Here is a 22,286-nt window from a genome sequence, read left to right on the forward strand (position 1 = left end):
CGGTCCTTAACTTTTTTATATCTATTTTTTACTAACTACGTTTAAAGCCACCAACCGGCAGGGACGACAAGAAATATTTTAAATCATCATCACCAAAGCGCAAGCCACCACCAAAGAATGGATTTGCATTATAGCGACTCACAAAGTCATCCATCCCAAATGTCGTGTACAAATTATTTAGGAAGAACACACGGTTGAGCCATTTAACATGCGGACGACCAGTCTCAACACGATTTCTACCTCTAAAATCAAACGCTTCAAACGTGGTAATCCAATGAACTTTATCGGTATACAGCGGAACGTTGAAGTCAACACCGGCACCAAACGTGTTTTCAAAGAGCCCAACGCGCAATGCAAGCTTGTTAAAGCGCTTACCAACCTGCAGACCGAACAGCACGTCATCTTTTTTCTGTACCGTACGCTCAACTTGATCTGCCCACTCAATTTTGCGTTCTGGTGACATTGGCAACTCACTAGCACGCAGGACGGTACCTTTATCGTCGCGACGCGTAAAGAACTGTGTCTCACGCGAAACACTGCCGCGCTCATCGCCAACCAACTGAATAAGATAGAAATAATCTGAACTAGGTCTGAGCTTAAGCTCTAAATAACCTTTTGAAGTACTATGACGCAGCATTGTTTCTGAGTGCATATCAATATTGAGCATCAGTGCTTGCGTCTTACCCACATAATTTTTAAAGCCACGAATGGTTTTCTTGATGTCAGTATACGTTTCATCTTCGTTAACCAATTTACCAATAACGCCTTTGCCTGTATTAATTTTGTCGACAACTTCACCTGCTCCACGAAATGCTTCACGCGCATGCGTGGCAGTCTCATTCAAATTGCTAAAGGCCTCGCCAGCTTTCTCGCCAGATTCTTTAAACGAACCAGCAACTTCGTGCACATCATTCGTAATTGAAGGAATGCTCGTTTTTAAATGAGCAACTGTAGTGCGAAAATCTGAAACAATCGTATTCAAATTATTTTCATTACTTTGCATTGTGCGCTGCAAAGTCTCAGAAAAATCAGCCATACGATTGGAAGCTTTGGCAACAGATTCAAGCGTCTGACGCAAATTTTCCTCACCTTTTCGAGAAGCAACCGCGCTCTTAAACGAAGACGTAATATCTTGAATACCAGTTGCAATATCACGAAACTGCTCAAGAAGCTCGCCAACGGTAGCCGGCGTTTTGCCCGGCATAGAAAGTGTACTGCCCGGCAGCAAGATCCCCGTCCGAGAATCTCCCGGATCGATTTCAACATTTTTAGTACCAATCAATCCATCTTGGTTGATCATAGCATAAGCATTTTTTGCTAATTTATTTTTCTTATGAACACGAAGCACAAACTCAGCTTTACCACCAGACAGCAAGTTTACTTGGTCAATCCAACCAACTTCAACCCCTGCAATTCTAACAACCGCTTTTGATACAACACCACCAGCATCATCAAAATATGCCTTGTACTCATTATATTTATCTTTATTAAAGCGGAAGGCTCTAATATTAATACTTAAATATAAAAAGATACCAATGGCGGCTAAAATGAATAATCCAACACGTGTTTCTGTTCTCACGAGGGTACCCTACGTTATAATGAGTTTTTAGAGCCAGTATGATCTGACAATTCTGAAAGATTTTTGAGGCTGAGCAGGAGCTTTTTTTTCAGGCTCTTGCCCTTGTTGTGTGATATCTGCGCTCTTTGCATCAGGTTGATTTTTCTGCTCTACCTTTTCCTCTTCTTGCACAATTGCCAGCAACTGTTGCTCAACATTGCCAACTTTTCCATAACATAACACAGAATATACTTTAGGCCCAAATTGTTTAGAAAAAAGATCTTTCATGTCAGAAAGATTTTTTGGTTTTTCTCCGTAAATAAGCTCTAGATGCGACCAATTACCATCCAAATTTTGTCCCCAATTTTCTTGAAATTCACTGACAACTTTTTTAAATGCATCATTCATCGTCTGCGGATCGTCTGCCATCGGCCGACGCAAACCTAAGATAGCACACAGGGCATCTGAAAGGAATAGCGGTTCCATTTCTGCCGTCGGTGTCCATATCGTAAAAAGATCTTGCAAAGCAAGACCGGCATTTGGCGTATTTTTTTCTCTTTTTAACTGCGCAAGCCGAGGCGGCTTGTAAAAAGCATCCAGCTCACCAAAATCGTTAATTTGTCCTAACTCAGAAATATCGTCTAACTTTTTGCGCCTTTTTTTCAAAAAATCATCAAGTCGTTCTAAAATTTCGCCTGCCGCAAGTACAACGTTACCTTTAAGTTCAAGGCCCTTGAGCAACCGTTGATAGGCAGGCTTAAATTCTTGTTTTTCAAAATCATACGCTTCATTAAGATTTATTTTTCCATGCTCGCACGAAATACAAATTTTGATAATCCCGGCCATGCCATCCTGCTCATCAGTCAGCGTAATGGTTTGCCAACGATTTAAGTACGGCAGTATACGCATTAAAAATTTTTGTTTTGGCGTTTGAGCTTTCTTTTTTTCTTTCGATTCATTTTTATCTGTTGCAGCTTCGTCTTGCGTCTGGGCTGGCGCACTTTTTTTTGGATCTACTTTTTCATCGCCAACCATCAATTTTGCCAGCGCAATATTCAGCGCACCAAGAACCAACATTTCGGCGCGTTCACGGTCAACCATCGTGCGGCTAAAATGCGCACCAACATACACGCCTCGCACCAATTGCTGCGTTAATACTAAAATAAGCGAAACGATAATCAACGAAAAAATTAAAATAAAGCCTGATTGTTTTTTCATTGATTTACTCCATGAACCGTGCCACCTTGCACTTCAACTGGTTCTTGCTGCTGCACGGCAGCTGGCATGGCAGGCTCGTTTCCATCTTTTTTTTGTTCTTTTTCATGCTCAGGTTTTTCTTGCGGCGTTGGGTAGGTAAGCACCGGAAATAAAATTTCAAACGTATCTTCTCCACGCATCGTACGATTCCAAAAAGAAATGTTCACTGCAACCCAACACGGCACTACACCCTTGGTAAAAGGCTTTTCGCCCCACGTGTTCAAGCGCACATCTTCATCTTCTTTTTGTTTTTTTGATGCCGAACCAGTTGGCTGTTTTGGTTTTTTAAACGTGACGTAATTAACACTCATGTGCTTGATATTGTCGGCCACCACGTGCGTTTTAATTGGCTGCTTTTGCTGTTTTTCATAATCAAAATCACTGACACGCATTTTAAAATTTTCGAGATCTTGGGTTTCTTTGCGCACCAAAATATAACGATCGTGACCGTCTTTGCTGTTCTCTTTATCTTTGGTCAGCTCGTACATCACACGCACAAACCGCACTTTATGCTCGCCATAAACTTGAAGCGCACTCGTCGTTAAAAACGTAAGATTTTTAAACATATAACGACGCTTGCCCTGTACTTGTATAAATTGATCTTCGTCAATAGTCCCAAAGAAATACTCTTTTAATTTTTCTAATTTCTTTTCATAAGCTTTTTTTTTCTCTTCTGCCGTCATCGTTTTTGCTTTGTCTTGGTCTTCCCGCTTTTTTTGCATGTGCTTCTCACGGTCTTTATCTTTTTCAGGAAAAATTTCTTCCTGCGGTTGCACGATAAACGCTGTCATGATATCTCGCTCAAGCTGGTTGTAAAGTAAGCTTATTTTGCGATTGACCGCCATCATAGAGCGACTACGATCAAGATAATCCATAATACCTTGGTAGCCCTTCATCAAGCCAACAATAATAAAACTTGAAAGCGACAAGGCAATCAACAGTTCCATAAGCGCAAAGGCAGGACGCTTTGATTTCATTGTTGTACAGCCTTCTTTTTTTGCTGTTCTTTTTCTTCAGCCGTTTTTGGCGTAAAACTGATCATGTCCAACTGGCCATTCATAAATTCACTTTTCCATAAGCATTCAGTTTTAAGCACATTGAGATCTTGTGCGAATTTTACCAAAGCAGACTTTTTGCCAATTTCACTAACTTCAGTCGTAAAAGTTGTTGGCGGATTTTCAGTTTTAACTACCACCCGTTTGCCGGCAGCAAGCGGCTTGAGGTGGGCACGGTAGCACTGGCACTTGGTAAGAAAAATTTTTTCGATCTGTTCGCGATCTTTAATAATGCGGTAAAGCGACCTGATCTGCAAGCTTGAAAGCGTGTACATGGTTGTAGCCAAAATACCGATGGCTAAAATCACTTCAATCAGCGTAAAACTTGGCGAACAACGCATATTACTTCTCCGGCTTTACATGGCCATCAAGCAACGAAAACTCACCTAAAAACGGATTTATTTTAAAACTGACCTGCGAAACTTTTTTATCTTCCTGCCGCGAACAATGCATCAAAATTTCCTGCACCAGGCCGTCGGAGATAACATAACAAAAGGCTTCGTTGCTTTCATTAAATTGATTTTGTTTACCAAGATATACCGCATTGACGGTAATTTCGGGCGCCAACTCATAGCGCGTTTCAAAATAATCGCACGCTACTTGGTTATAGATTTTTTTTTGTGGATTTTCAAAATCGATGCGCTCATCTTGTACCACCACAAAGGTTGGGTTTTGTTTGTCGCGCCTGATGAGCAGGCGGTGCACCCGCTGCGTACAGATAGCTTCTTGCCGCGCAAACGAGACAAGATTATTGAGCTCATCCAAAATAGTTGCCCACTCGACCGATGGGCTACGCCGCATCATACGCGGAATGGTAAAGGTTGCCATCAAACCAATTAGCACGATGACAACCAATAACTCAATCAGCGTAAACGCGTCAGTTTTTTTTATTGCAATCAATTAAGACCCTGCATGAATCCATTTATTTTGTGGATTGTCTTGGCCTTCTTCGCTGCCGTACGAATAGACTTCATACGTTTTATATTTATTCGTAAAAACTTGTGGCGGCTTGTTGTAGACATAATCATTGCCCCATGGATCTTTTGGCACTTCATTTTGGCCTTCAAGATATGAGCCATTCCATTTTGGATTATTGTTAAGATTTTGTACCAACGCTTGCAAGCCTTCGCGCTGACTTGGCAAGGTTCCGGTGTCCATGCGATAGTCCGCCAAGGCGGCTTTTAATGAATTAATGGTTGACTGCGCAGCACTACGCTGACCGCGGGTCATCAATTTCACAATATTTGGACCGACCAATGTCGCCAACAAACCAATAATAAACACAACCACCAAAATTTCGATCATCGAAAAAGCACTACTTTTTTTTACAAAATTCATATATACCTCGTCATAAAAAAATACTCGCACCTGCTTTACATATTTGCTATATCGCCCATCTTGAGCACCGGTAAGAAAATCGACATGATAATAAAGCCTACAATCAGGCCCATCACGATCGTCATCACTGGACCAATTTTTTCCGTTAAGCCGTCAGTCAACTCTTTGAGCTCGACATCATAATCATGGCCCACCGCCAGCAGCATAGCACCCAACTTGCCAGATTCTTCGCCAGTACTGATCATGTAACTAGCAATACCAGGAAAAATGCCGGTCTGCTTAAGATACTTTGCTATCTTACCTTCTTTGATAATTTTATCACGTGCATCTCGTAATTTTTGTACCAGTACTCGATTTTCGACAATATTGCATACAATGTCAAGCGCCTCGGCCAGGTTGACGCCGCTGTTGATCAGCATGCCCAAAGTCTTGCTAAATTGCACAATCGCTTTGGTTCGAGAAAAATAGGCGGTCACAGGAAATTTTAACAACATCGCATCAAATTGATACGCGCCTTTTTTTGTTGATTTCCAGTACGTAAATAATACAACAATCAGCAGCAGAGCAGCTGACAGCACTAAAAAATAATTACTCAAAATATTAGACAACGTTATCAAAATTTTCGTTGGCAAGGGCAGCTCGGTTTTCATGCGGGAAAACATATCTTTCAACCGCGGAACCAAGACTGTCAAAAGACCAACGACCACCAATCCTGCAAATGATAACATCATGATCGGCTGCTGCATTGCCTTTTTTACTTTTTTACGCGTCTCTTCAGCGCTTTCTAAGTAGCCTGTTAAATTTTCTAAAATGGCATCCAGGTTACCGCTCGCCTCGCCAGCCCGCACTAACTGAACGTAGACATTGGAAAATACCTTGGGATACTTTGACAATTCTTTGGCAAAAGGTTCACCAGATTTAACGCCATCGCGCACATTAATCAGTAAGCGATTAAACCGGCCTTCAAATTGTTCAATCAGCAGTTCAAGGGCTTGCAGCAACGGGATACCAGCACGCAGCAAGACCGCTAATTGTTTGGTAAACAAAACCACCACTTTTACGTCAATCGGTCGCTCGAAAAGCGTTCTAAGCGAAAAGCCACCCCCGGCAGAACCAGCGGTTACTTCTTTAATATTGACCGGCATCAGGCCCTGGCCCTGCAAAATTTCTTTGGCAGCATGCATCGAGACGGCGTCTACTGTTCCCGCCACGCGGCCGCCCCGTCGATTAAAAGAATCATACTTATAAAGAGGCATAGATGCTCGGCTCCTCAACTCGTTTAATATTCATATCCTATTTGCTTGCAAAGCACGACGGTTTTCTGTTATGTTTTCGTTATTAATACACTGTTTTTACGTATTGGTACTAACCGACAACCCCACTTTAGCAGAAAGGATTCCCGAATGAAAAGAAAAAAACTCTTTTTTGTTTCTCTTCTTTTCATAACTCTTTTTCTTACACACAACGCATCGTCCAAAAACTTCACGCCACAAGTATCATCATTTATTGACACTACGTTTGATGTCCTCAACCTAAAACAAAAGCCTCAGCCGCTCGACTTTGACGATATTTTAGGAAAAGATATAACGCCTCTACAGTTTAGCACCAACAGCATCCGCAATTATTTTCGCAGTTTGAACTGCTCTCAGCTCGCCCTACGCAGCAGAACCAAAAAAGCAAAAGAGCAAGACTTTAATCAATCAATGGGTAAATTTATTAGAGAAATGTACAACACGCGACATTATGTTCAAACGTTATCGCAAGACGGTACCCACATTGTTGAATTTTTTTCGCTGGCGCATGAACTTAATTTGGGGGCACATGAAGTTTATGTTGGCATGCGCTTGTTTAACCAGAAATTAAAAGCATGGGACTGTGAGATTGTTGATAACACGGTCGTCTTGCAAATTTTACCGGCATTTGCTGAAGCGCTACCACATTATTTAAACACCAAAAAGAAAAGCTCAAGCAAAAATGATTTGCGCTTCATACGCCGTCATACAGAAAATTTGCTGATTTCTCGCTTCACCGAAAACTTTAGATCATTCAAAAAAGACCCTGATCTCTTTTTGTCTGATCTTTCGTATGATATTGCCGCCAGCATTAAAAAACAATTGCGCACCTTGGAACAACGCTCTGCCCAACTCGAGGAAGAACAAGAAGTGCGCGCTCGCCTTCGCCAACAATCGGTACGCTTTTTAGAAACCATGCTGGGTAAACAAATGTGGAATTTTAGATCACCAGAAGGCGTGTGGGATTCATTCTTAACCGTTGCCAACGATTTGCAATTGCTGGGCACCAACGGCGTTATCGACCACATGGACGACCTTGATGGCCTACTGTGGGACCACACCAACCGGTTTTGTTACTATCTCGATTTGACCGGCGGCTCCCAGCCAATGGACTTTTTTGATGAAATTGAACAAGACCTTGCCAACGGCGTTATTTATTTCCTTGAAGCTGATGAACAAGATGATGGGATTAAAACTAAAAAAGAAACACTACTTGATGCACTCGCACAAGCTAAAACAAAAGCAATCGCTTTTGAAACCGGTATTATTTGTTAATTAATTGAACGTGAGCTATCAATAAGCTCACGTTCTTTTTATGTTAAATCGACCAACTCATCATAAATTTTTTGCATTACTGCCTCTGATAAATCGCGTAACACAATCCTAAGCGTAATTTCTTGAACAGAAGGAAACTTCCATACGCGCGGAATACCACTTGAATAACCAACAATAAGCGTATCTTGATCAAATGGAATCCAGCTACAAATGTCGTTACGAAAGCCCCCATAACTTATAATAGTATCGCGCTTAGTCGACATTTTAGAAAGATGCCACTCTCTTTCATTACTTTTTTTTGTCCAAAAAAATCTTGCTTTATAAGATTCTGCTATAAAGTTCTTGTCATCAAGCTTTTCAAGACGCTCAATAGAACAATCAGATCCACAGTACATAAGACCACTATTCCTCCATGAGCTCTGCGGGTTTTTACGAGACCACATTCGAATAAGACCATTGTCTTTATGCCCCGTAACAAAAGTATTTTTATCCAAAGCAGCAATACTGGCTAACCTATTCGTAGTAGAAAATATATCCACCGGTTGCCATACCTGCGACCCAAGAACTCGTTGCCAAATTTTAATCGTGTCTTCAGATCCTGCTGTCACAATTGTATCTTTATCAATAACAGCAATCCCAAGAATGGCATGCGTATGCCCTTCCAACTGAGAAACCTTTTTCCACACGCCGCTCGCCACATCTTGTTCCCACAGAACAAGATACCCTCCATGGCATCCCGTAACGATCGTCTGCGAGTTTAAAGCAGCAACCGTGCAGATATATGCTCGGTCTGCCAAATCAGCAACCCAATGCCAATCATTGACTCTGGCATCACCCGCCCATACTTTTACCTCGCCGCCAAGCGACAGCGTAACAAATGATTTATGATCAATTTTTACAATGCGATCAATCCGAGAAGTATGCGCGTGCTCAGACAATATACGCACAGTCATTGGTATATTGAATCTTCTGCACCAATCAAATTTTGCATTGTTGTCGGTCATGAAATGTTTTACTTTTTCAAATCGTTTAAAAAACGTTGCCACTGTAGGGCTATCGCTTGCGATAAATGTTTTTTCTCCAAAATCATGGAAAAGCCCTATTATTTTTCTGCACAAATCTGACTCTATTGAACTCGAGCTGCTGAATGACGAAGAACTGGCAGCAGGATGTATAGCTTGAAAAGAACCAATGAGCACAAAAAAGAACGCATTTACCAGATGTTTCATGATTACCACTTTCTCTTTTTTAATTTTTTAACACGCCGCCAATTCATCATAAATTTCTTGCTTTTCTGGTTCGCTCATGCCGCGCAGTTTGATAGTCAGGGCAATTTCGAGCAACGTGGGGATTTTTGTTATTTCAAGATCACCATGGTTATGGCCAGAAACAAGAATCTCGTCATTAAGGACTAATTGACGTACTATCGAGCCTTTCTTCATATTCGGAGCCAACGCAAAGGAGTCGTTTTGATAGGAAGCTTTTTTTTGTACAACCCACTTTTCTTTCCATAAACACTTGAATGAGGACTTATAACCAGGCATTATATTAACCATGGCAAAACAGTTATCATCAATTCTTTCAATAGCAGGAATACGTACAAAATGATACCCAAGCCAATCAGTTCTTTGATAAATCCAAGGAGAATCGATATCCTTGCGTATCCACGTAGCAACCTTGCAAGTCTCTTTGTGCACAACAATAAGCATGTGCTGATTTACAAGACACGGCATTACCTCCTCATACGCAGGAAAGCTGCTTGGCAATGTTTGTACAAGCTGCCATCCACGAATACCGTTTGCACACGACCATATCTCAACCCGAGCACTCGAAAATCCCAACACAATCGTGTAATCATCAAGAACAACAATACTCGAGACATGATCATGCAAATTCTCTTTGATATTGGCAACCCACTTCCATTCATGGTCGGCATCATCGCGCTGCCATACTTTGACACAACCACCGCGAACACTTGCGATAATCGTATGATCATTCAATAGTGCAAGAGATAAAACAAAATCTTTATTCTGGTTTTGGCCAGCTAACTGAGCAGCGCATACCAAGCGATCACGTGACACATCATAGCTCCACACTTTGAGACAGTTGTCCCATGATGAGGAAGCAAAAGTATAGTCATCAAGTTTTACCAATTTAGTAATCCGCCCGCTATGAGCATCTTCGACAATACGCGCATTAACAATAATATCATTCATGCAACACGCATGCACGCGACCACCGTCTTCATGTTTCTGGATAAAATCTTTGACATCACCGACAAATGAGCGCACCGAAGAATTCTCACTTGCTGCAAAAGGTTCTAAACCCATCGAGTTTACACACGCTATAATTTTTTTACTCAAATCAGATTCTGCAGCAGAATGTGCTGCTTGAAAAAAAATAATAGAAAGAAAAAAGATTGAAACTACTAACCGCTTCATGACTACCACCGATTCCCTTTGACCAAAAAATATTATTACTTTCAAGTACAGGATGGGGAAAGTGTAGGCCGTTCGGCAATAATTTCAATCTCTTTTTAATTAACGATACAAATTAACTGCGCAGCACGATTGATCGCACACCTTGTTCATCAACCACCAATTCAAAGTAACGATCATGCGCGTAGCGCATAACCAACTCGCGATCATGGCAAATAACAAGCACGGTCAATCGTGTTGTTATCACTAAATCATTCAAAAACAACATCACCATTTCAGCATTTTTTTCATCAAGCGCCGCCGTCGGTTCATCGAGCAATAAAATGTTGGTAGTTTTTTGCAATGCCATCAAAATTGCCAAAATCTGCCGTTGCCCGCCAGAAAGTAAATGAACCGGCTTTTCAACATCAATCGCAAATCGTTCAACAAACGTTGGCATCGCTTTATGAGCCGGCAAAGGCGCCAAGCCCGGATGGATCGGCAGATTAGCAAGTTGTAAGTTTTGTTCAAATGAAAGATGGTCGACCAGCATCACATCAAATTTTTGCTGGACCATGTTGATGGTACTCAGCGCATCATAGTGCTGTGTGCCGGTCTGCAACGTTTGCGCATTGCCTTCCACAACGATTACGCCCTCAACCACCTCCTGCTGTTCAAGCTTGCTGCGCAAAATTCTAAACAACGTAGATTTGCCGGCACCATTAAATCCTTTGATAAAATGAATGCGGCCTTTTTCAAAATTAATCGTTACATTTTTAAAAAAATCGGGCGCGTTGGGCGCAAATTTAAAATGAAGATTTTTAAGTTCAAGAGCGTTTACCATAATTTTAAACCCCCAAATCGTTAACGTTTTTATTCGACCTACTCGTTTGGTAGCGTTGAATCACCATCAGCAAAACCAGTAACGATTGTATCATCGTAAAATATTTTAAATTAAAACCAACTTTTAATAAAAGCTGCTGAAGCGAGCAATACACAACGGCGCCTATCAGCGGTACTAGCCATGAAAACGACTGTACAAAAAAGCACAGCGATTTGCCCAAAATAAGTGCCGTGATGCAAAAAAGCGCCATCCCAAAACCAGCGTTTGTGTCAACAAAACCACTCGATTGCGCCACCAAATAACCTGAAATACCGGCAAGGCCGTTGGCAAGTGCAATCCCGCTCAACACCACAAAATTAGTCGCTATGCCGTAATGTTCAAAAAATCTTGGATTGTAACCAAAGACAGCAAACGAGTACCCAAGCTGCGTGCGCAATAAAAAAAATAATCCGGCCATCAACAGCAACCCAACAACAAGCAGCATAATCAGTTCCGGATTTTTTATAAACTGCTCAGAAACCACCAACGGATTGCGCAGACCACTGAGCGAGCGATGCGCATTGCCCAGCACTGCCTGATTAATGCCGTGGAAAATGCCAATCGTTAAAATACTGGAAAGTAGATGCGGCACACGGCAATATTGCGTTAAAAGGGCTGTCACCAGCCCTACCATCATGCCGCCAAAAAAACTTACTACAAAAACCATTGGAAGATATATAACAAATGGAACACTTTGCCCAACAAACATAAAATTGGCCGCCAAAATTGAACCAAAAACATACGCACTTTCAATGCTGATATTTGGCACTTTCAATAATGAAAAAGCAATGTAGCCGCCGATAATGAGCGGCAGGTACATGCATAATTGTTCAAGAATAATCAGTGCAATCGTCGTCATAATACTTCTCCGTTTTTTATTTTTGTACCACAATGCCTGAGCTCATTAAAAAGAGCTGCTCACGACTCAGCGATAGGCCCTGCACGCGGGCTGCTTTAGCATTAACTTTAATGCTGTTGACCGTCAACGCGGTTGATGGAATGTCGCTTGGCTTTTTACCTTCATTCAAAATTAAAAATGCTTTATGCGCACCTTGAACACCAAAGTCATATTCTTGCACGCCAAAACCAAGCGCTGCACCTTTGTCTGGCGAATCTAAGTCGGTTGCGTACAGCGTCACGCCATGCTGGTTACACAATTTTATTAAACCATCAAGGCCAGAAACAACTGTGTTGTCTTTCAAAACCATAACCACATCAACTCCGCTGAGCGCTGAAGAAACTTTGCCATAAATTTCGCTGGCGGCATACACTTCAATTGCGGAAAGTTGAATGCCGTGCTGAACTGCCAAATTTTCAATTTCTTGCTTGTCTTTAACAAAATTACCTTGAGGGTCGTACACCAGCAACATGCGCTTGATGGCAGGCTTGAGTTGATGCAAGAGCGCCATCTGTAGCTCATAATCAGTTGTCTCGATAACACCCGTCACATTATTGCCGGACGATTGCTCTGATGCAATTAAACCACTGGCCACCGGATCTGATACCGCACTGAAAACGATCGGCACTAATTGTTGTTTTTTGGTGCTAATTTCCTTGATCATTTGAGACGGCTGCCGCGTAATCACAAAAACAAGATCGTACGCACCTTGCAATATTTCTTCAACCTGTGAGCGCATGAGCGAGCGATTACCATTGGCATTGTAGGTCGTACATTCATAATTTGCCGTCACATCAGTTTCCAATGTTTTGCGAAAACCTTGTTCAATTTGTTCCAAACTTGGATGCGTTACGGGCGTTAAAATAGCCACGCGATGCGTACGCGTTGCCGTTGCATGCATCACCTTTTGTTCAGGAGCGTACAGCAAATAGCCCAAGTAGCTGGTCAAACAAACATGCAAACCAAAAATAGCAATAATAATTAATTTTTTCATGAAAAAACCTTTACGGTAATGGTATCAAAAAACCAAGACCAACGTTATGAAAAAAAATAAAACAAAATAAGGTAAGAGAAATAAAAGATTTAGCGCCACCAGCGCCAGGTAAGAGTCAAAACAGCAGCATAAGAAAAAGATGAAATCAACAAAGATCTGTGTGAAATGGCAATCGAACAAGCCATGATCTACCTTTCATCTTGGAAAAGCCTGAACGGTTATAACCGTTCAGGCTTACGTACAAATAATTCTTAACGACGTTTTGATTATAGCAAAAAATTAACTAAAGTTAACTTTCAATACAAAATTGCTATTTTTTACGTCGTTCAACAACTTCAGTATTATTAAATAATGATTTCCAGCAAAATTTTACTATTTCAAGCGCCACAAAATTCATACCAACAATCGTAAAAATCCAACGCACGTGAACCGGCATTGGCGTTACAAAAGACAGCATTGAATCGCCAAGGGCGGTGTATGGCAGTAAAAATGCTAAGGACCCTGCAATAAACAAAAATCCCAATAACAAGTTGGAAGGCCTCGTTGTTCTAAAAAATATTGATTTGGTACGCAATGAAAACAACAAAACCAATTCCGAGGTGATGCTGTACAAAAACCAATGCGTTTGTAAAATTGCTGGCTGTTCTTTGTAAAGCTTTGAAAAGAATGAAAAATCAAACAAGCTACACAGAGCCCCAACCGTCATGATCGTAATAAAAAGCGACTTCATGTTGTAACGTTCAGGCCTGGTAATTTCTGACGGATCAACCGTATCAGTTGCAATAAAAATAAGCGGTAAGTCTGCCAAGATATTCAAACACAACAGTTGAATCGGAAGCATTGGCAAATGAGGCAACAATAAAGCCGCCACCGAAATAGTAAAAAAGTTACTAAACGTTGAGGTCAGCGTAACACGCAAATATTTTAAGGTGTTAAAAAATACCTTACGACCTTCAACCACGCCATCTAAAATGACGCCAATTCTATTTTCCAGCAAAATAATGTCGGCCGCATCTTTGGCCAAATCGGTTGCATTGGGAACTGCAATGCCCACTGCAGCTTCTTTGAGTGCCGGTGCATCGTTCACGCCATCGCCCAAAAAGCCAACCGCATATTTTTGACTCAGCAACGACACAATGAGATATTTATCTTCTGGCGACACGCGCGCAAACGCATGACATTTTTCAACTACCTCGCGCTGCTCATGCTCTGGCAGAGCGCTAAACGTTGAGCCCAACATAACATCGCTGGGAGATTTCAACAGTCCCACTTTATAACCAACAGCTCCCACCACTTCCGGCGCATCACCGGACAAAATTTTGATATCAATTTTTAATTTTTCAGCGTGCTTAATCGCATCATGTGCCGAGGCTTTAATTGGGTCTGAAAAAGCAACAAGGCCAATAAAGGCAACTTCTTGCTCAACATTCAACAAATCTGCTGGTTGCTGACCAAACTCTTTATGCCCAATCGCAATAATACGGCGGCCCTCGCCTCCTTGCTTGGCAATCCACGCGAGTATTTGATCATCTTCTTTAAAATGACACAACGCAAAAATATCTTCATACGCACCGCGTACAATCAAATGATACTGATTATTTTCTTTAACCAAACTGGCAGTTCGACGACGTTGCGGATCGAAAGGAAGGTAGTCCAAGCGCTCAATATTTTCAACATAACTGCTGCCGTTTCTTTCAAGATAAGCAACTAACGCATTATCAAAGGATTGATGCGCTTGTGCAAAACGCGCGCCCGCAAATGTTGCATAGCCAATAACTTGATTTTCATCGTACGGCTTTTCGGCATAAATATCGGCAACTTCCATAATACTTTCAGTAATAGTTCCCGTTTTATCGGTACATAAAACTTCGATACTACCTAAATCGTCAATTGCTGAAAGACGCTTAACTACCACTTGCTTGGCCGTCATCATTCGTGCTGCATATGCAAGAGAAAAATTAATGACTACTTGCAGCGCTTCAGGAATAACCGCAATCGCCAAGCTGATGGAAAAAATAAGCATGTGAACAAAGTCAAACTCTTTACCTTTTACCAAAAAATTTACGAGCATAACACTCACTAACGCAATCACCACCAAATATAAAATGAAGCGGCTGAGCGTTTGTATGTCTTGAGAAAAACGACTAAACTGCCCACTCTTGGTCGTTAAATGCGCCACACGACCAAACGTTGTTTCCCCGCCAATTGCCACGACCACACCTTTTGCCTGGCCACTGACAACCGTAGTTCCGGTAAAAACCATATTTTTTGCTTCAAAAATTTGCTCAACTTTTTCAAGCTTATCAAGACATTTTTCAACAGGGACAGACTCGCCCGTCAAACTTGACTCATCAACCATCAAATGCTGCATATCAATCAGCCGCATGTCTGCCGTAATCAAATCGCCCGGCTCAAGGAAAACAATGTCGCCCGGCACCAGTAAGGCGCTATCAACCAGCACTTCCTGACCATCACGCAGAACCTTCATTTCGTACGTAACATACTTCTTGAGCATCTGCATCGTGCGTTGCGCAAAAAACTCTTGGTAAAAGCCCAACACCGCCATGATGCCAACAAAAAATACAATCATGCCGCTATTTAAATATTCGCCTAAAAAAAATGAAATGATAGCAGCTATCAAAAGCAAGTGACACCGCCCGGCTTAAAAGCCGGGGCTTCTCAATGAACATTTGAATATCACTGGTTCTGAATATATTTTCTGATAGCTTCTTCGCTGCACTGGCCAACTGTTTCTGCAAAATAGCCATCTGCCCAGAAGCTATCTCCCCACAAAAATTCTTCCAATTCTGCAAACTCTTCTCTCATTATCTTTTACTACCACCCTTGAACAGCTGAACAACCATACTAACACTTATGCTCGGCTTTATCTGAATCAGCATGTGAACATGATCTGACTGAATGTTCAGCTCATGAATTTCCCATCGATTTACTTCTGCACACTGCCGAAACAATTCTTCAATACGTTTTGCTACATAGCTCCCTTTAGTATCCTTTTTCTATATTTTGGGATCCAAACTAAGTGGTACATTAATCTATGCCTTGTATGTGCTCCTGACCAATATTTCTTCATGGTCTCAGTATGCCACTTCAGTTGGCTCTTCGCAAAAATACTTCGCTTTTTGCTTCAGCGCCAAGTGGACTCGCATTCATCCCCAGGCTTGAAAAGCCTTGGGGTATTCTGCTCATGGTAATAAACAAATGATGAAGAAAATTGCCGCAGCAGCATATGCCACCATTTATTACTGCTACTTTTCAGTGCGTTAGGCCCATACTGAGCCTGGCGTTTTTTTATTTCAAGCGAAAACAAACCAGTTTCAAGTGATGTCTCAAGTTCTTTTACCACCTCGGCGCCAGTCTTATTAGCCACATCAGAAAAAATCATACGTCCCCCTTTTTTTGGATAAGAAATCTTTTTTTATAATGTCGAATAATTTGAGGGAGAAAATCAATAGTTTAGATTTGATCGTATCAAAAGCGTGGGGCGAACAAAAAAGAAAGCGACTGGTAGATTACTACCAATCGCTCAAAAAAATCAAAAACTTTATATGTAACGCTGCGCTATGAAAGTAAGAAACCTATTTACCAGTTCAACATAACGGGCTACCAGAAAGCAGCGACGAGTTACTGCATACATATTCCCCAATCTCTGCTACTACCTCAGGATAATCACGGTAGAGAACTAGCCCAAAAAGAGCCGCCAGCATACCACCCCAGTAGACTACTTGGAATAAGCTTGCACCAAGGCTGAGATGCGCTTGCTGGTCTTGACCTTCAAAAATCTGTTCAACAACTTGCTCTGCGGTCAAGCCCTGCGCTGACAACTGAACACATTTTTCTACCAACGCAGGATTTTGCGCCAGCATCGAAATAACTTCTTGTTCGGTACAATTGGTTGCCTGCACTGACGAAAAAAACAAGCTAATCGATAAAATCATTATTTTTTTCATAACACAATCCTTTCATTACTTTTTCTCACCAATTCATTTAAAAAATCGAAGTACAAAAACAAACAAAATCTTCGCAAGCGCAAAGCAAACCAACCGATTCTGCGTCATTAAAATAACCAATCATCTGCGTCTCACCCGTCAGAACTTCCGGCATTACCTGCGTCATCACATCGATCACAGAGTCTGGCAGTGAAATATTTTGAGCTGCGCATAAACCCACAAGACCAAGTCCGGCAAGTAGCACTGCCAGCTTCCAGCTACTAAAAATACTATGCGCTTGCTTGTCTTCGCTCTCGAGCAACTGAGCAAGAACTTGCTCGGGTGTTAAACCTTGTGCTGACAACTGAACGCATTTTTCTATCAATGCAGGATTTTGCATTAACTCAGCTGCGACGTGCGGCACTTCAGCTTCGCTGTACGCTTGAGCTTGGACTGATGAAAACAATAAGCCAATTGATAAAACTAATATTTTTTTCATTACACACACTCCCAACTATTAAACAGACACTTATTAAAAATATTATTATTCATTGTACAATATCAGTTGTCGTTGCAAGAATCTTGTTCTTTTGTACTCTTGCTAAAGAGGCTGTCTGAACAAAAAAATTCAATCACAGCTCCAATTATTATAGCGCCCACAATACCAAGTATGAGTGGCATTGGATATTCATTCATCTGCACATTGCCATGGCCATCTGAATATGCCTTTACAATGTCATGCTTCAAAACTATTGCAACAATTTGCTCGGGCGTTAAACCATGTTCGTACAATGCTCGGCAGTGTACCACCAACTCAGTATTTTGTAGTAACTCAGCTGCTGCTTGCGTAACTGCAGCTTCGCTATACATTTGAGCATGAACTGATGAAAACAACAAACAACCGGCCAAAATCAAGGTCTTTTTCATAACAGAATCTCCCTTATTCACTAGTCAAGCATAACGAAGTATAATAAAATAGCGACTCTTGACTAAAAGCAGCTTTCCGGAAATCCTCGATCACCAAAGGGATATCATGAACAAGAACTGCTAAAAAAGAAATCAAAAACATAGTACCGAAGCCGGCTAGGATTATTTTTGCTTCCAGCTCGCTAATATGCGCCTGTTGCTCTTCACGTTGCGTCATCAACTCAACCGCTTCTTGCAACGTAAGCCCCTGGGCCGTTAGTAAACAAAACTGCTCTATCAACTCAGAATTTTGCATTAATTGAGCTGCCACTTGTGCAATTTCAGCCTCGCTATACATTTGGGCATGAACTGATGAAAACAACAAGCTAACGAATAAAATTATTATTTTTTTCATTAATTAATCTCATTAAACTTGATTATCAATATCTGCATTACTCAATGTTCAACAAAAGCTGTCGGGTCGTCTTTAAAACCCATCTTTTCTTTTTCTTTTTTTTCCTTCCTAAAAATCCACCAACAAAACACCCCAACCACAACATTCACCATCAAACAAGTTAAAATTATCGGCTCTTGAGTATAGAGCTCCCACACGTGCGCATTCTTTTCATTAGCGCGTATCAGAGAATCAACAATCTGTTTAGTCGTCAAACCTTGCGTCAACAGCGCGTCACATTTTTCTACCAATTCAGTATTGCACATTAATTTTTCTGCCGTCTGAATAATTTCAACTTCGCAGTTCGTTTGAGCTTGAACTGAAAAAAACATTAAAAAGCTAACCAGCACTATTATTCTTTTCATACAATCTTAGTTTTATTCAGTTTTTAAAAGGCCTGCTTCCTTCATCATGTCATCGTATTGTTTTGCTTTTTCTTGAACACTGTCGTTTTCTGTTGTTTTTTTTGCCTGCCGGTCATTGTAGAAAAGAATACAAAGAACTACGGCTATCACAACCAACTCTGCTATCGTTTTAGCATTCAGTTCAATAAAATGCGCGCTCTTTACATCACGAGACAGCAGCTGCTCAGCAATTTGATTAGTTGTTAGTCCCTGCTCATTCAACGCACGAACTTTCGTCACAATTTTAGGATTTTTGATTAATGCCGCTGCTACTTGATCAATTTCGATTGCACTCAATTCTTGCGCTTGAACTGATGAAAACAACAAAAAAATCGACAAAAAAATTATCTTCTTCATTACAAACTCTCCATAATTTTCTTAAGTTTGCAAGGCGGATGAATCACTTTGCTCAGAAACATATTTGCACCATGCAAAGATAGCCAAAACTAACGAAGCCAAAGCTACAGCTGTCATAGAAAGAGCATCCGCTATCATCTCTCGGCGTCGCGTACCTCTTTGGCGTCTTTGATAGTGAGTATTTCTCGCATATGCTTGCATTTCATCAGATTGCATCAACAGCTCAATAACCCGTTCAGGTTCAAGCCCTTGCTCATACAAAACATGAAAAAGCACTACCAATTCAGAATTTTGTGCCAACTCAGTCGCTACATGTATAATCTCAGTTTCATTAAAATCTGCTGCTTGAGTTGATGAAAATAAGAGACCGATCGACAAAAAAATTATTTTCTTCACTACAAACTCTCCTAAAAATCATACATTAAATATGAATCATTTTTCTTGAGATTGAAGCTCAAAATAGAGTCCAATAATGAGCACACACAAGGGAACGCCAAGAGATAAAATAATCTCAATAGGTGTTAATTCTTGCGCTCTCTTATTTTTATCTTTTTCATAATCTGGATCTCCAAGAAGTAGGTATGCGCGCGCCTCACTAGTTTGCATCAACTGCGCAACCATCTGCTCATGCGTCAAGCCCCATGCACACAGCGTATGAACACGCGCCACCAATTCAGGATGGTGTTCTAACACAACAGCCGCTTGAGTAATTTCTGCTTCGCTCAATACGTGCGCGTGAACTGATGAGAACAAGAGACCGATCGATAAAAAGATTATTTTCTTCATTACTACTTCTCTTAACTAAATTTTTTTATTGGAAGCAAGATTCATCGATATTGTCTAACGTTGTACGACCACAAGCCATTACACCAATGCCAAACAAAATTGCTACCGCAACAGATAAGCCACACACAAACGATTGGATAAGAGAAAATTCTTGAACCTCTGCGTCAAACTCCAGGTAATCTAAGCGACCATAGGCAACTTTTTTATCGCTTTGCATCAACTGCGCAACAATCTGATCATGGGTCAGGCCCGCTTTTGACAACACACAACACGTCGCTACAAATTCGTTATTTTGTAGCAACGCTTGAGCAATTTCTACGTCACTGTGCACTCGAGCTTGAATTGATGAAAACAAAAAAACACCTACGGCTAAAAATATTATTTTTTTCATGAACGCTCCTCTACTGCATTTTGTAAAATATCATCGTCACACATCGCTTTAAAAACTTCAGGATCAATGATGTACCAAAAAATATAAAACACGGACATAAAACCCCAAACTGCTGCAATGTCACCATAATTATGCAGCCATTCTGGTAGCAAAGAAGCCGCACTATTCATTTTTTTTTCATCCTGACCCATTAATTTTTGAAAGACTTTTTCGGACAACATATTTTTTTCACGCAAAATACAACACACTTTGACAAGTTCGGCATTGTGCGTTAACGCCTGAGCAACGCCTATTTCGCTTGGCACCTGTGCCTGCGCTGATGTACACCACAAACCAACGACCAACAACACTACTTTTTTCACCCTTAATATCTCCTTAAAAATCCCAATCCCAACAATAAATAACGTGTACACCATACGCCAGCAATACCGCAGCAACTGTTAGCATTTCTACCGAACATGGACATAAAATCGTTGACTGCTCTCTATCAAAATCTTCGTCATTTTCCAATTCTGCAAGCCATCTTGAATAAGCATTTTTATTATCGCTTTTGACCACAAAATCTACAACTTGCTCAGTTGTTAAACCCTGATCGCACAACTCATGACATGTTTTTACCAGCTCATGATCGTGCGTTACCGTGGCTACAGCAGCCCCACGGTCGTTGTTGTACAAACTCCTCATTTCGTAAAAATTATGCGCTGGATTCAAGGCAATGTGATAATAACTTTTAGTAAAAAGTTTAAATTCACTAATGCCAACATGATGTAAAAAATTGTAGAGAACGTTAATGTCTTTGCTGCCATCTTTGATTTCGATTTCAGTAAAATTCCCAAAATCAACCAAATCACCACCAGCAACAGCACCTTGCACTTTTTGATCAAGCGCTACTTCGAGAATAGAATTTTGAAACTGAATTTTATGTTTGATACGATTTTTTCTCACTTCAACGTGTTTATAAAAACCCAACAGCAAAAGAATATTCATCATCTCGCGGCCAGAGGTTACGCCGGTTTCAGCCTCAATGCGCCGTTCAAGCTGGTCGCCGCTGTTTTTGCAACAGACAGAAAAGCCGTTCGGTTGTGTTCTTACTCGTAAAAAAAGATCGGCATCATCAAAACCTTGCGCATTGCGAAATGGGGCAAGAATTGACGGATGCTGAAAGTAGGTATCAACCATTTCAACGGCAACGCTTGATTGAGCATTTTTTGCAAGCCACGAGCATAAAAGGTCAGATTGCTGATCATCCAATTTTATTTTTATTTCTATTTCTTCTGAAAAATTTGGGGCTGTTGATGCTTGAACGCTCGGCGAAACACCACAAAGAAACGCATACGCGACCACTAACAATTTTTTCTTCATCTTCTTCTCTCTTCTCTCATCTCAACTTTTTAACTTAACTTTCCAATGAAAACCTACCGCAACGCCCGTTGCTCAACGCAACAAGAAGGCTGGGCTGAATTTTTAAAAGTTTATTAATATCCCCCCCACCAGCATAAACAACCTCATGTTCCATAACCTTTTCATCAACAAAAACTTCCAATCCATCATTAAGCCCGATTGGCGGGATGCCGCCAGGCGGGTAGCCCGTTACTGCCAAAGCCTCTTCTCCGGTTGCAAAACGAAATTTATCGCAGTGCAATCGTGCGGTCACGGCATGCCGATCGAGACGGTCATGGCCAGACAAAACAAATGCAACAAAATTTTGTGTGTTAGTTTTTATAATAAGCGTTTTAACGATACTGGATAAAGAAACATCCAGAAACAGCGCCGCACTTTCAGAAGTTTTAGTGGGCGTATCGCAGATAATAATTTCGAGATCATGATGGAGGGCTACTAAATGCTCAAGCTTAGTCTTCACTTTGTATTACTCTCAAATCTTTCATTTTTTTTATTTGATAAAAAAAAGCCTTTTCGTTTTGAATAAAGGCTATGGTGCCCGTTTTTTAAAAAAATAGCAACAAAAACAGAGCCCTATTCAAAGGCTTTCGCATTAAAAGATAAAGATTTCAGCTACTTTTAAAATTAGTTAAACCTGGAGCAAGAAGATTGAAATTCCCCAAGAAATTGGCTA

General features: G+C 41.0%; 29 protein-coding genes. 1 reads left to right on the forward strand and 28 read right to left on the reverse strand.

Features of this window, described 5'->3' with window-relative positions; genetic code table 11:
• Nucleotides 1–31 precede the first annotated feature (31 nt).
• Genes IPF37_02715 through IPF37_02745 form a run of 7 tightly spaced genes read right to left on the reverse strand, consistent with a single transcriptional unit; the run spans nt 32 to nt 6,464 of the window.
• The gene (locus IPF37_02715; protein ID QQR49732.1) at nt 32–1,579 is read right to left on the reverse strand and encodes an MCE family protein; all 1,548 of its coding nucleotides are present in this window, start codon (nt 1,577–1,579) and stop codon (nt 32–34) included.
• Nucleotides 1,580–1,606: 27 nt separating this feature from the next.
• Nucleotides 1,607–2,776 (reverse strand): hypothetical protein, encoded by a 1,170-nt coding sequence (locus IPF37_02720; protein ID QQR49733.1) that lies wholly within the window; start codon nt 2,774–2,776, stop codon nt 1,607–1,609.
• Nucleotides 2,773–3,792, reverse strand: a complete 1,020-nt coding sequence (locus IPF37_02725) for a hypothetical protein (GenBank protein ID QQR49734.1) — start codon at nt 3,790–3,792, stop codon at nt 2,773–2,775. Before IPF37_02725 ends, IPF37_02720 begins: the two co-directional genes overlap by 4 nt.
• Complete coding sequence (locus tag IPF37_02730) at nt 3,789–4,211, reverse strand: hypothetical protein (GenBank protein QQR49735.1); 423 nt, start codon at nt 4,209–4,211, stop codon at nt 3,789–3,791. Before IPF37_02730 ends, IPF37_02725 begins: the two co-directional genes overlap by 4 nt.
• 1 nt (nt 4,212) lies before the next feature.
• Nucleotides 4,213–4,767 carry a prepilin-type N-terminal cleavage/methylation domain-containing protein gene (locus tag IPF37_02735; protein QQR49844.1) on the reverse strand — a complete coding sequence of 185 codons (555 nt, stop codon included), beginning with the start codon at nt 4,765–4,767 and terminating at the stop codon, nt 4,213–4,215.
• Between the two features lie 3 nt (nt 4,768–4,770).
• Nucleotides 4,771–5,208 carry a type II secretion system major pseudopilin GspG gene (gene gspG, locus IPF37_02740; GenBank protein QQR49736.1) on the reverse strand — a complete coding sequence of 146 codons (438 nt, stop codon included), beginning with the start codon at nt 5,206–5,208 and terminating at the stop codon, nt 4,771–4,773.
• Between the two features lie 35 nt (nt 5,209–5,243).
• Nucleotides 5,244–6,464, reverse strand: coding sequence for a type II secretion system F family protein (locus IPF37_02745; GenBank protein ID QQR49737.1), 1,221 nt, complete (start codon nt 6,462–6,464; stop codon nt 5,244–5,246).
• A gap of 147 nt (nt 6,465–6,611) precedes the next feature.
• Between IPF37_02745 and IPF37_02750 the strand changes: the two genes are divergently transcribed.
• Nucleotides 6,612–7,775 (forward strand): hypothetical protein, encoded by a 1,164-nt coding sequence (locus IPF37_02750; protein QQR49738.1) that lies wholly within the window; start codon nt 6,612–6,614, stop codon nt 7,773–7,775.
• A gap of 38 nt (nt 7,776–7,813) precedes the next feature.
• Here the strand turns inward: IPF37_02750 and IPF37_02755 are convergent, their stop codons facing one another.
• From IPF37_02755 to IPF37_02855, 21 genes are all read right to left on the reverse strand, one after another.
• Entirely contained in the window at nt 7,814–9,004 is a 1,191-nt protein-coding gene (locus tag IPF37_02755; GenBank protein ID QQR49739.1) for a hypothetical protein, read from the reverse strand.
• A 27-nt stretch (nt 9,005–9,031) separates the two neighbouring features.
• Nucleotides 9,032–10,216, reverse strand: coding sequence for a hypothetical protein (locus tag IPF37_02760; protein ID QQR49740.1), 1,185 nt, complete (start codon nt 10,214–10,216; stop codon nt 9,032–9,034).
• 112 nt (nt 10,217–10,328) lie between these two features.
• Nucleotides 10,329–11,036: an ATP-binding cassette domain-containing protein gene (locus IPF37_02765; protein QQR49741.1), complete on the reverse strand. Its 708-nt coding sequence runs from the start codon at nt 11,034–11,036 to the stop codon at nt 10,329–10,331.
• Between the two features lie 4 nt (nt 11,037–11,040).
• Nucleotides 11,041–11,934 carry a hypothetical protein gene (locus tag IPF37_02770; GenBank protein QQR49742.1) on the reverse strand — a complete coding sequence of 298 codons (894 nt, stop codon included), beginning with the start codon at nt 11,932–11,934 and terminating at the stop codon, nt 11,041–11,043.
• 16 nt (nt 11,935–11,950) lie between these two features.
• Nucleotides 11,951–12,967 (reverse strand): ABC transporter substrate-binding protein, encoded by a 1,017-nt coding sequence (locus IPF37_02775; GenBank protein ID QQR49743.1) that lies wholly within the window; start codon nt 12,965–12,967, stop codon nt 11,951–11,953.
• A gap of 310 nt (nt 12,968–13,277) precedes the next feature.
• Complete coding sequence (locus IPF37_02780) at nt 13,278–15,557, reverse strand: cation-transporting P-type ATPase (GenBank protein QQR49744.1); 2,280 nt, start codon at nt 15,555–15,557, stop codon at nt 13,278–13,280.
• A gap of 107 nt (nt 15,558–15,664) precedes the next feature.
• Nucleotides 15,665–15,793 (reverse strand): transposase, encoded by a 129-nt coding sequence (locus IPF37_02785; protein QQR49745.1) that lies wholly within the window; start codon nt 15,791–15,793, stop codon nt 15,665–15,667.
• Nucleotides 15,793–15,939 (reverse strand): transposase, encoded by a 147-nt coding sequence (locus IPF37_02790; protein QQR49746.1) that lies wholly within the window; start codon nt 15,937–15,939, stop codon nt 15,793–15,795. The genes IPF37_02785 and IPF37_02790 overlap by 1 nt, the downstream gene beginning before the upstream one ends.
• Before the next feature lie 173 nt (nt 15,940–16,112).
• Entirely contained in the window at nt 16,113–16,370 is a 258-nt protein-coding gene (locus IPF37_02795; GenBank protein QQR49747.1) for a hypothetical protein, read from the reverse strand.
• 205 nt (nt 16,371–16,575) lie between these two features.
• Nucleotides 16,576–16,935 carry a hypothetical protein gene (locus IPF37_02800; protein QQR49748.1) on the reverse strand — a complete coding sequence of 120 codons (360 nt, stop codon included), beginning with the start codon at nt 16,933–16,935 and terminating at the stop codon, nt 16,576–16,578.
• A 37-nt stretch (nt 16,936–16,972) separates the two neighbouring features.
• The gene (locus IPF37_02805; GenBank protein ID QQR49749.1) at nt 16,973–17,413 is read right to left on the reverse strand and encodes a hypothetical protein; all 441 of its coding nucleotides are present in this window, start codon (nt 17,411–17,413) and stop codon (nt 16,973–16,975) included.
• Nucleotides 17,414–17,475: 62 nt separating this feature from the next.
• Nucleotides 17,476–17,841, reverse strand: a complete 366-nt coding sequence (locus tag IPF37_02810) for a hypothetical protein (protein ID QQR49750.1) — start codon at nt 17,839–17,841, stop codon at nt 17,476–17,478.
• A gap of 13 nt (nt 17,842–17,854) precedes the next feature.
• Nucleotides 17,855–18,235 carry a hypothetical protein gene (locus IPF37_02815; GenBank protein ID QQR49751.1) on the reverse strand — a complete coding sequence of 127 codons (381 nt, stop codon included), beginning with the start codon at nt 18,233–18,235 and terminating at the stop codon, nt 17,855–17,857.
• 41 nt (nt 18,236–18,276) lie between these two features.
• A complete protein-coding gene (locus IPF37_02820) occupies nt 18,277–18,639 on the reverse strand; it encodes a hypothetical protein (protein QQR49752.1) in 363 nt (120 codons plus the stop codon).
• 12 nt (nt 18,640–18,651) lie between these two features.
• Nucleotides 18,652–19,035: a hypothetical protein gene (locus IPF37_02825; protein QQR49753.1), complete on the reverse strand. Its 384-nt coding sequence runs from the start codon at nt 19,033–19,035 to the stop codon at nt 18,652–18,654.
• A 21-nt stretch (nt 19,036–19,056) separates the two neighbouring features.
• The gene (locus IPF37_02830) at nt 19,057–19,431 is read right to left on the reverse strand and encodes a hypothetical protein (protein QQR49754.1); all 375 of its coding nucleotides are present in this window, start codon (nt 19,429–19,431) and stop codon (nt 19,057–19,059) included.
• Between the two features lie 36 nt (nt 19,432–19,467).
• Nucleotides 19,468–19,821 (reverse strand): hypothetical protein, encoded by a 354-nt coding sequence (locus IPF37_02835; GenBank protein QQR49755.1) that lies wholly within the window; start codon nt 19,819–19,821, stop codon nt 19,468–19,470.
• Nucleotides 19,822–19,846: 25 nt separating this feature from the next.
• Nucleotides 19,847–20,212: a hypothetical protein gene (locus IPF37_02840; protein ID QQR49756.1), complete on the reverse strand. Its 366-nt coding sequence runs from the start codon at nt 20,210–20,212 to the stop codon at nt 19,847–19,849.
• The gene (locus tag IPF37_02845) at nt 20,209–20,574 is read right to left on the reverse strand and encodes a hypothetical protein (protein QQR49757.1); all 366 of its coding nucleotides are present in this window, start codon (nt 20,572–20,574) and stop codon (nt 20,209–20,211) included. The genes IPF37_02840 and IPF37_02845 overlap by 4 nt, the downstream gene beginning before the upstream one ends.
• A 13-nt stretch (nt 20,575–20,587) precedes the next feature.
• Entirely contained in the window at nt 20,588–21,574 is a 987-nt protein-coding gene (locus IPF37_02850; GenBank protein ID QQR49758.1) for a CYTH domain-containing protein, read from the reverse strand.
• A gap of 34 nt (nt 21,575–21,608) precedes the next feature.
• Nucleotides 21,609–22,073, reverse strand: a complete 465-nt coding sequence (locus IPF37_02855; GenBank protein ID QQR49759.1) for a hypothetical protein — start codon at nt 22,071–22,073, stop codon at nt 21,609–21,611.
• Between the last annotated feature and the right edge of the window lie 213 nt (nt 22,074–22,286).

It is taken from the genome of bacterium (assembly GCA_016699045.1).
In the GTDB taxonomy this organism is placed as follows: Bacteria; Babelota; Babeliae; order Babelales; family RVW-14; genus AaIE-18.